8 protein-coding genes and 1 rRNA gene are annotated in these 9,567 nt (G+C 74.4%); 5 read left to right on the top strand and 4 right to left on the bottom strand.

What is annotated here, in order from left to right:
• Nucleotides 1-147 precede the first annotated feature (147 nt).
• Nucleotides 148-1,218, bottom strand: a complete 1,071-nt coding sequence (locus GTR00_RS25655) for an HNH endonuclease (RefSeq protein ID WP_166611024.1) — start codon at nucleotides 1,216-1,218, stop codon at nucleotides 148-150.
• A gap of 129 nt (nucleotides 1,219-1,347) precedes the next feature.
• On the opposite strand from GTR00_RS25655, the gene GTR00_RS07585 reads away from it, so the two are divergent.
• The 4 genes from GTR00_RS07585 (at nucleotide 1,348) to GTR00_RS07570 (ending at nucleotide 6,588) form a co-directional block, all read left to right on the top strand.
• The gene (locus GTR00_RS07585; protein WP_166611023.1) at nucleotides 1,348-2,457 is read left to right on the top strand and encodes a DUF6318 family protein; all 1,110 of its coding nucleotides are present in this window, start codon (nucleotides 1,348-1,350) and stop codon (nucleotides 2,455-2,457) included.
• A gap of 389 nt (nucleotides 2,458-2,846) precedes the next feature.
• A complete protein-coding gene (locus tag GTR00_RS07580; protein WP_166611022.1) occupies nucleotides 2,847-3,287 on the top strand; it encodes a PKD domain-containing protein in 441 nt (146 codons plus the stop codon).
• Nucleotides 3,288-3,413: 126 nt separating this feature from the next.
• A complete protein-coding gene (locus GTR00_RS25650) occupies nucleotides 3,414-5,171 on the top strand; it encodes an alpha/beta hydrolase-fold protein (protein WP_166611021.1) in 1,758 nt (585 codons plus the stop codon).
• Between the two features lie 58 nt (nucleotides 5,172-5,229).
• Nucleotides 5,230-6,588, top strand: coding sequence for a 6-phospho-beta-glucosidase (locus GTR00_RS07570; protein ID WP_166611020.1), 1,359 nt, complete (start codon nucleotides 5,230-5,232; stop codon nucleotides 6,586-6,588).
• Between the two features lie 13 nt (nucleotides 6,589-6,601).
• Here the strand turns inward: GTR00_RS07570 and GTR00_RS07565 are convergent, their stop codons facing one another.
• Both GTR00_RS07565 and GTR00_RS07560 read right to left on the bottom strand, forming a co-directional pair.
• The gene (locus tag GTR00_RS07565) at nucleotides 6,602-6,865 is read right to left on the bottom strand and encodes a WXG100 family type VII secretion target (protein ID WP_166611019.1); all 264 of its coding nucleotides are present in this window, start codon (nucleotides 6,863-6,865) and stop codon (nucleotides 6,602-6,604) included.
• A gap of 15 nt (nucleotides 6,866-6,880) precedes the next feature.
• Nucleotides 6,881-7,993, bottom strand: coding sequence for a hypothetical protein (locus GTR00_RS07560; protein WP_166611018.1), 1,113 nt, complete (start codon nucleotides 7,991-7,993; stop codon nucleotides 6,881-6,883).
• Nucleotides 7,994-8,201: 208 nt separating this feature from the next.
• On the opposite strand from GTR00_RS07560, the gene GTR00_RS07555 reads away from it, so the two are divergent.
• Nucleotides 8,202-9,305, top strand: coding sequence for an LLM class flavin-dependent oxidoreductase (locus GTR00_RS07555; protein ID WP_166611017.1), 1,104 nt, complete (start codon nucleotides 8,202-8,204; stop codon nucleotides 9,303-9,305).
• A 139-nt stretch (nucleotides 9,306-9,444) separates the two neighbouring features.
• Here GTR00_RS07555 and rrf read toward each other — a convergent pair.
• A 5S ribosomal RNA gene (rrf, locus tag GTR00_RS07550) occupies nucleotides 9,445-9,561 on the bottom strand.
• Nucleotides 9,562-9,567 lie beyond the last annotated feature (6 nt).

Here is a 9,567-nt window from a genome sequence, read left to right as displayed (position 1 = left end):
GTCCTCGCCGGCCCCGCACCCGGCGAGGACGGTGAGCGCTGCGGCGGCGGGCAGGAGGAGCGGTCGGCGCGCGAGCACCCGGGGACGGTAGGGCGTGCGGCGCGCGTCGTGCCCGCCGTCACCCGTTCGGCTGTGGGGAACCCGCGTTCAGGCGGCGAACCGCGCGCCGTCGCCGGCGCGCAGCAGCTCGAACACGCCGGGTTCGCGCCACAGCGGGGTGCCCGGCGGGCTGGTCGCGTAGAGGCCGGCGGCGGCCCCGGCGACCCGCTCGCGCTCCAGGGGCCAGCGCAGCGTTGCGGCGATCGCGCGCAGGTCGGTGTCCGGGCGGTCCAGGGCGCGGACGACGTGGTCGGGCGCGGGCAGGGTCGCGGACTTGGCGAGGTTGCAGCGCCGGTCGGCGGCGACGAGGTTGACCAGGCCGTCGACGGCGACGCGCGACCACGGCAGGACGTGGTCGACGTGGGTGTCCTCGCGCAGCGGGCGCTCGCAGTAGAAGCAGCGACCCGCCTGCAGGTCGGCGAGCGGGGCGCGCACGGGCGTGAGGTCGGCGCGGTCGGCGCCGAAGAGGAAGCCGTGCAGGTCGGGGGCCTGCAGGTCGGCGGCGTTCATGCGCTGCACGTCGGCGACCCACCACTGCTGCAGGACGGGTTGCAGCAGCCCGGCGACGCGGGCCAGGGCGGCCGGCACGCCGGGGTGCAGCTGCACGCTCCAGCCGTGCGCGTCGAGCTCGGCGGTGGTGAGCTTCTTGTGCATCCAGGCGTCGTCGTAGAGGAAGGGCGTGCCGGGCGTGGTGGTGCCGGTGCGCTGCAGGGCGGTGAGGGGCTGCTGGGCGAGTGTCCTGGCGACCTCCCGGCGGCTGCGGGCGTACGCCTCCGGCCGTGCGGCGCGCAGCTGGGCGGGGGTGCTCAGCCCGGCGGCGTGCGCGGCGGCGCGCAGCTCGCGCACCACGTCGGGCAGCGAGCGCCCGCCCTGCTCGTTCTGGCGCAGCACGCCGGCGCCGGAGAAGGTGCGCACCTGGGGCCAGTAGAGGTCGACGACGCGGTCGGCGAGGTCCGCGATCGGCACCCGCAGCGCCTCGCCGGGGGCGGTGGGGTGCTCCAGGCAGTGCTGCAGCAGCGCCGAGAGCACCGCCAGCTTGTAGGTGGCCACGCGCCGGCCGGTGGCGAGCAGCTCCGCGCAGCGCGCACCGATCTCCAGCGGGTCCACCTGCGTGTCCACACACGGACGCTACGTCACCGCCGGTGTGCCGGGACGGGCGGGCGAGGGGTGGGCGGCCGTGTCGCGCGCGTGTCGTGTCCGACCGGCGTGGCACCGTCGTAGGTGCTTCCCCACGCTAGGAGATCCACCATGACGTCGCTCTTCCCCGGGCCCGTCCTCCCGCAGGACGACGGTGCCACGGCGTCGTTCGGCGCTCGCTACCCGCACCGCTACGCCGTGCTCGACGTGGAGACCACCGGGTTCTCCGCGGGCCGGGACCGCGTCGTGCAGGTCGCCGTCGCGCTCGTCGACGAGCACGGCGAGGTGGAGTCCACGTGGGCCACCCTCGTCGACCCCGAGCGCGACCCCGGCCCCGTGCACGTGCACGGGATCACCGCCGAGCGGTTGCGGGGGGCGCCCCTGTTCGCCGACGTCGCCGTGGAGCTGGCCGCGCTGCTGGCCGGGCGCGTGTTCGTCGCCCACAACGCCGTCTTCGACTGGGGCTTCGTGGCCGCGGAGATGCGCCGCGCCGGGGTGGCGCTGCAGGTGGAGCAGCGCCTGTGCACCCGCAACCTCGCCAAGCGCCTGGACCTGCCGGTGCCGGACCTGAAGCTGGCCACCCTCGCCGCGCACTGGGAGGTGCGCCAGCTGCGCGCCCACGACGCCGAGGACGACACCCGCGTGCTGGTGGAGGTGCTGCGCCACGCGCTGCGCGCCGCGGCCGACTACGACCTGGACCTGCCGCTGACGCGCTGCTCCAGCGAGCCGCCCCCGCCGCGCCCGCGCACCCCCCGCGGGGCGGGCGCCCCCGCGGAGGCGGTGGTGGGAGCGGTGCTCGCCCCCGCGGCCCGGCCGACGTTCACCGCGGTCGGGTTCGACGAGGACGACGCCATCGCGTTCGCCGCGCACTACCTCAAGGTGCTCAACCACGCGCGGGCGACCGGGGACTCCGACGCGATCCGTGAGATCAGCGAGCCGGACTGCGGCGCGTGCCAAGAAGACGCCAAGGTCATCGATGCAGCCCACGCGCGCGGCCTCGTATGGGAGAACAACCTCTCCAGTTTCCGATCTGCGTACATCGAGCACTTTGACCCGAGTAGTGGCCAAGCGGAAGTGCAACTACACATGTACGCGGAAGCAGGTCGTGTGGTGAATCCAGATGGATCCACCCTAAAAAGCACAGAAGCCATGGAGTTCGACGGGCTTATGCAGCTCAAATTTCACGACAGCAGGTGGTTCGTCTGGGAGATGCCCCGTTGAGTAGATTGCTGTCAGCATCAACTCTTGCCATCGCCACTACGGTTCTCCTCTGCTGTGGTCAATCGGCAGCCATAGCAGCGGATCGACGCTGGAGAGGGCACACCGGACTGAACGACGTCGTGGTCTCCGGGTCTGAAACTCATGAAAGCCACCGAGTCGACTCACCGCGACATAATCGCCGCCCTAACCCAGCTCCCACCCACGAGCACGTCCTCGTCTCCCCCTGCGGTCGCCCGGACGCCGACGACGCCGACTCGCTGTGCAACGCCGCGCTCGTCTGCCCACCCGGCGAGACGTTCCTCACCGAGTGGAGCCGCCCCGTGGGTGGTGCGGACTGGACCCGCGGGTCGGGGGCGTGCCGCTCGGCCGCGACCGCGACGGGGCAGCCGGTGGTCCTGCCCACGATCACCGTGGAGGACGTCCGCCGCGTCGGCCTGCCCGCCGCCGCGGCGAACGTGCAGCCGGCGGGCGGTGACGTGGCCCTCAACGTCCCGGTGAACGTGTACGCGCACGCCGGTGCGGTGACGCGCGAGGTGCAGGTGCTGGGGTTCCCGGTGACGATCCGCGCGACCCCGGTGGCGTTCACGTGGTCGTTCGGCGACGGCGGGTCGCTGGGCCCCACGGCGGACCCCGGCGCCCCGTACCCGGCGATGACGACGACGCACACGTACACCCGCCCGGGCACGTACGCGGTGACCCTGACGACGACGTACACCGCGGAGTACGCGGTGGCGGGCCTGCAGTCCCGGCCGGTGGACGGCACGGTGGGGGTCGCCTCCCCCGCGACGACGCTGACCGCGCACGCCGGCACCACGGTCCTCACCCGCTGACCCCGTCCGCTGAACTCACCCGCTGAGCGGGTGACGATCCGGGCGAGGACGCCCAGCGCGCCGCACCGGTGCCGCACACTGCTGCAGCACCGCCGCTGAACACCTCGCACCGCCCCTGGAGAACCCGTGACCGGACCGTCCCGCCGCTCGTTCGTCGCCGCCCTCGCGGGCACCGGCATCGGCGCGGCCGCCGTGGGCGCCGTGGTGACGGACCGTGTCGAGGCGGGGCGCGGCGACGGATCGGCGGCGACCACCTCGGTGACGGTGACGCTCGCCGGGGCGGCCGCGGACGGCCCCGTCACCGGTCGGCTGTACGTGGTGCTCAGCCGCGACGACAGCAGCGAACCGCGCGACCAGGCCGGCGACCCGCTCGACGGGGCGCCGTTCTGGGGCGTGGACGTGCAGGGCTGGGAACCGGGCACAAGCCGCACGGTGCCGCTGGGGGCGGGCGCGGACGGGCACCCCTTCGCCGACGCGGCGGACCTGCCCGCCGGGGCGTACTCGGCGCAGGCGTTCGTCAACGTGTACACGCGGTTCACCCGCTCGGACGGTTCCGTGGTGGACCTGCACCTGCCCGGCGGCGACGGGCACGACGTGTTCCGCTCGGCGGGCAACCTGTTCGGCCCGGTGGCGCGGTTCACCCCCGGCGGCGGCGAGGCGCTGGAGCTGAGCGTCGACACCGTCGTGGCACCGGGCGACGAGGTCCCCGAGGGCGGCACCGCCCAGCAGGGCAACCCGCCGGACTCCGAGCACGTCCGGCACGTGAAGATCCGCAGCGAGGTCCTGTCGGGGTTCTGGGGGCAGGACGTGTTCATCGGCGCGGACGTGCTGCTTCCGCCCGGTTACGACGACCCGGTGAACCAGGCGGTGCGCTACCCGGTGGAGGTGCACCACGGCCACTTCCCCACCACCGCCCCGCGCGGCTTCCGCGAGGACGGCGAGGGCGACTTCAGCGCCTACTGGCTCTCGGGGACGGCCCCGCGGTTCCTCGTCGTCACCTTCCGGCACGAGAACCCCTTCTACGACGACTCCTACGCCGTGGACTCCGCGAACATCGGCCCCTACGGGACGGCCCTGAACACGGAACTGCTGCCGGAGATCGACCGGACCTTCCGCACCGTCGGGCAGCGGTGGGGGCGGGTGCTCTCGGGTGGTTCGACGGGCGGCTGGGAGGTCGTGGCCACGCAGGTGACGTACCCGGACCTGTACCGCGGGGCGTGGGCGGGGTACCCGGACCCGCTGGACTTCCGCGCCCTGGGCCTGGTGGACGTCTACTCCGACGAGGACGCGTACGCCACGAGCACCGAGTACCAGCGCACGCCGGTCCCCTTCACCCGGGAGAGCAGCGGGCGCACCACGCAGACCGTGGAGCAGGCGAACAGCTGGGAGCGCGCCCTGGGCAGCCGGGGGCGTTCCGGGCTGGGCCAGTGGGACGTGTGGCAGGCGGTGTTCTCCCCGCAGGGCCCGGACGGCTATCCCGCCGCGGTCTGGGACAAGGCCAGCGGGCGCATCGACCGGGCCGTGGCCGCGCAGTGGGCCGAGCGCTGGGACCTGGCCGCGCACGTCGAGCGGCACTGGGACGAGCTGCGCGAGAAGCTCGACGGCCAGCTGACCATCTACGTCGGCGACGCCGACACGTACTTCCTCGACGTGGCCGTGCAGCTGTTCAAGGAGCGCGTGGACGCCCTGGAGGGCTCCAACGTCACCTACCTGTTCGGCCGGGGGCAGTCGCACGGCTGGGAGCCGTGGACGTACCGGGAGTTCTACGACATGCTCGCCGACCACGTGGTGGCCGGCGCCCCGGCGGGCGAGGCCGAGGCGGCGCGGGCGTGGCGCGCGATGGCCGCACCGGCCGACGGCACGGGGGACGCGCCGCGGCAGTGACGCGCGCGCGCTGTTACGGTTCCCGCGGACCTCGATGGACCCTCCGAGGGGAGCGCCCGTGAAGCTGTGCGTGCTCGGCGGTGCGGGCTTCCGCACGCCGTTCGTCCACCAGGCGCTGCTGCGCGACACCGGGTCCCCGCGCGTCGACGAGGTCGCCCTGCACGACGTCGACGCCACCCGCCTCCAGGGCATGGTGCGCATCCTGCAGGAGATGGCGCGCGGGTTCCCCGACGCGCCGAGGATCACCGCGACCACGCAGCTGGCGCCGGCCCTGGAGGGCAGCGACTTCGTCTTCGCCGCCGTCCGCATCGGCGGGCTGACCGGGCGCTGCCGCGACGAGCGCGTCGCCCTGGACCTGGGCGTGCTGGGGCAGGAGACCACCGGTCCCGGCGGCATCGCCTACGCGCTGCGGACCGTGCCGTACGCGCTGCGCGTCGCCGAGCAGGTGCGCCGCCTGGCGCCGGACGCGTGGTTCCTGAACTTCACCAACCCCGCCGGCATCGTCACCGAGGCGGTGCAGTCGGTCCTCGGCGACCGCGTGGTGGGCATCTGCGACACCCCCTCCGGCGCGGTGCGCCGCATCGCCGACCAGCTCGGCCTGGACCACCGGCGCGTCCATGCCGACTACGTCGGGCTGAACCACCTGGGCTGGCTGCGGCGCGTGCTGCACGACGGCACCGACGTGCTGCCGCGTCTGCTCCAGGACCGCGCGGCGCTGCAGGTGCTGGAGGAGGGCCTCGTCTTCGGCGCGGACTGGCTGCGCACGCTGGGCAGCGTGCCCAACGAGTACCTCTACTACTACTACGCCAACCGCGAGGCGGTGCGCACCCTGCGGGAGGCCCGGGAGACCCGCGGGGAGTTCCTGCTGCGCACGCAGGGTGCCTTCTGGGAGGAGCTGGCCCGCACCACCGAGGGCGCGGCCGACCTGTGGCGCGCCACCGTCAGCGCACGCAGCGCCAGCTACATGGCCGAGGCCAAGGGCGGCGTCCAGGGCGCCCCCGAGCACCCCGGGCAACCGGAGCTCGACCCCGCCCAGCAGGGCTACGCCGGCGTGGCGCTGGGGGTCATGGCGGCGATCAGCCGCGACGAGCGCTCCACCGTGATCCTCAACATCCGCAACCACGGCACCGTCGCCGGCCTGCCCGACGACGCGGTCGTGGAGGTGCCCACCACCGTGGACGCCGACGGCGTGCACCCGCTGCCCACGCCCGCGCCGGACCTGCACCAGCTCGGCCTCATGCAGCAGGTGAAGGCCGTCGAGCGGCACGCGATCGCCGCCGCCGTCCACGGCGACCGCACCGAGGCGCTGAAGGCCTTCGCCCTGCACCCGCTGGTCGGTTCCGTCGCGCTCGCCCGCGAGCTGCTCGACGGGTACGTCGAGCGCATCCCGGAGGTGGCGGCGGTCTTCGAGCGCTGAGGGCGCACGGCGCCTACCGGGACGCGGCCGCCTCCGCCTCCTCGTAAGCGCCGGCGGCGACCTCCACGCGGTCGGCGAGCTCGTCGAGCCCCTCCGCGGCCTGCCGGGCCGCCTGCGCGAGGGTGGCGAAGAAAGCGTGCGCGGCCTCGGCCGCGCGGCCGGCGCACCAGGCACCCGCCGCCGCGGCCTCCGCGTCGAGCGGGGCGCTGCGTCCACCGGCCCGGCGGCCCTCCTCGCGCAGCCGCACGGCCAGGGCGTGCAGCTCACCGGTGCTCACCCCGTAGCGCACGGCTCAGCCCCCCGTCGTCCAGGGGAAGGCGCGCCGCCGCCACACCAGGCGGTGCAGCCACCCGCGCAGGTCCACCGGCAGCACGGCGATCCCGGCGGCGCCCACCGCGCGGCGCAGCGCGTCGTCCGGCAGCTCCAGCATCTGCTCGACCTCGTCCACCAGAGCGTCCAGCACGCCGGCGGGCTCGCGCTCCAGCAGCGCCCGTTGCGCGCACCACGGCTGCGCCTCGAGCCGCTCGAGCGCCGGACCCAGGTAGGCGGTGCCCACGGCGGCGAGCACGGGGTGCTCACCGCTCCCGTCCGGCGGGGCCAGCTCGGGGTGCGCGTCGAGCACCACCGGCGCACCGGTCGCGTCCCGCTCCACGACCAGGGCGACGTGGCGGGTCGCGACCGACACCTCCGGCCGGGCGGTGACGACGACGCCGACGGGGTGCCCGGCGTCCACGAGCAACCGGTAGCGGCGCGGTGCCCCGGTGCCCTCGCGCCAGGCGCGCCGCAGCTCACCACGCCCGGCGTCCAGCGCGCCGGTCACCACGGCGGTGAGGTCGAGGCCCTCGTCGAAGCGGCCCGTGCGGTGCAGGGACGGCGCCTCGCGCCCCGGCGCACGCCCGGCCCGCCACCGCTCAGCGACGGGGACGGCGCCGGCGCCGGCGCCGGCGACCAGGCGCTGCTCGAACCAGTGCGCCCACGCCGACCACGACGTCCCCTCCGGGGGCGCCCCGGCGCTGCCGGTGACCTGCTCGACGAGCTCGCGCGGACCGGCGACCGCACGCAGGGCGGCGCGCCACTGCTCACGGGCGGCCGCGGTGCGCAGCGGGTCGGTGGCCAGCACCGTCTCCAGCGCTGCCCGCGGGTCGAGCCAGTGCTCGGCGGCGTCGCCGGCGAACAGGGACAGCACCTGCAGCAGGTCCCACCGCTCCTCACAGGTGGGCAGGTCCTCCGGCCAGGAGGAGAGCACCCGGGGCGCGGTGCCGGACAGGTCCAGCCGCACCACCGCGCACGACACGGGCCGCTCGGTGATGCTCGCACCGTCGCGCACGAGCAGGCGGCCCGACGAGGCGGGCACCGTGAGGCGCAGCTCGAGCCAGGGTTCGCGGTGGGCGGCGGCCCGGCGCACCCGTGCCTCGTGGTGCTGCAGGGCACGGGTGGTCCACAGCTCCGCGCTGTCGCGGTCGCTCCACCGGGACGCTCGCGGGGCGGGGGGCAGGACGCGTACGGCTGGGCGCTCGAAGGCCGGCATGGTCCTCCTGTCGTCGGCGGCACGACGGTAGTGACGCGCCCGGCCGCGCCGGTGCTGTCCACAGGTGGCCCACCGGAGGTTGCGAGTGTCCACAGGCGCACATATATTTAAAGATGCAAATACAAAGTCAGGAGCACCCATGCCCGCCCCGCGCCGCCTCGCGCTCGGCTTCCTCACCTTCGTCCCCGATCACGGGGGTCCGGCCGGTCCTGCCGCCGCGCTCGAGGAGGGCCTGGGGATGGTGCAGCTGGCGGAAGACCTGGGCTACGACACCGCATGGGTGCGGGTGCGCCACTACGAGCCCTTCCTGTCCTCCCCCATGACGTTCTTCGCGGCCGCCTCGCAGCGCACCTCACGCATCCACCTGGGCACCGGGGTCATCCCCATGCGCTACGAGGACCCGTACCGGCTCGCCGAGGACGCCGCGACGGTGGACCTGCTCAGCGGCGGGCGCCTGGAGCTGGGTCTCAGCAACGGCATCGCTCCTCTCGCCGCGATCCTGGACCCGGTGCACGGCGCCTCCGAGCGCGGCTTCGCGGGAGAAGCCCAGCACCGCATCGCCGTCCTGCGCGACGCGGTGGCGGGCCGACCCGTGGGACGAGCGGAGAAGAGCTACATGAGCGTCCCGGCCGGTGAGGACCTGGTGGTGAGCCCCCACGCACCGGGCTTGGCCGACCGCCTCTGGTACGGCGCCGGCAGTGAAGCCACAGCCGTGCGGACGGGCGAGCAGGGACTGCGCCTGCAGGTGTCGACCTTGAACACCGAGGAGACGGGCGAGCCCTTCGACGTCGTCCAGGCGCGTCAGATCACCAGCTACCGCACCGCCTTCGCTGAAGCTGGGCACGCTCGGCGGCGCGCTCCACGCGTCAGCACCGGCCGCATCGTCCTCCCCTTCCTCGACCCCCGGGACGAGGACGACCACCGCGGCTTCATCGAGGGCTACACGTCCGGGATGCTCGACGACGGGCGCCCCAGGGACCCCTCGCCCTTCCCCGTCCGCTACAGCAGCATCCTCAGGGGTGACCCCTACACCATCACGAAGCACCTGCTGGCAGACGCAGCTCTCGCGGAAGCCGACGAGCTGGTCATCGTGCTGCCCGCCGACGGGCCGATCGCTGCGCACTGCAGGGTCCTCACCGTGGTGGCGCGGGACATCGCCCCACACCTCGGCTGGACGCCGGCGAGCTGATCGGCGCTCAGCGCAGGCGTGGGCAAGGCATCGCATCGGCCTTCACGGATCTCACGGAAGGCCCCGATACGTGGAAAGGGCCCGCACCCCCCACCAGGGGGCACGGGCCCTGACACCACTCACCCAACAAAAGAGGAGTGGCCGGCGGTGTCCTACTCTCCCACCCAGTCTCCCGAGCAGTACCATCGGCGCTGGCGGGCTTAGCTTCCGGGTTCGGAATGTGACCGGGCGTTTCCCCACCGCTATGACCACCGGACCACGA

The sequence above is a fragment of the Kineococcus indalonis genome, assembly GCF_009906395.1.
In the GTDB taxonomy this organism is placed as follows: domain Bacteria; phylum Actinomycetota; class Actinomycetes; order Actinomycetales; family Kineococcaceae; genus Kineococcus; species Kineococcus indalonis.
The sequence above is the reverse complement of the archived record's forward strand: the minus strand, read 5'-3'. Positions and strand labels throughout refer to the sequence as shown.

Coding starts and splice junctions, on each gene's coding strand:
- GTR00_RS07585 (WP_166611023.1), top strand. CDS start 1,348: ATGACGTCGCTCTTCCCCGGGCCCGTCCTCCCGCAGGACGACGGTGCC.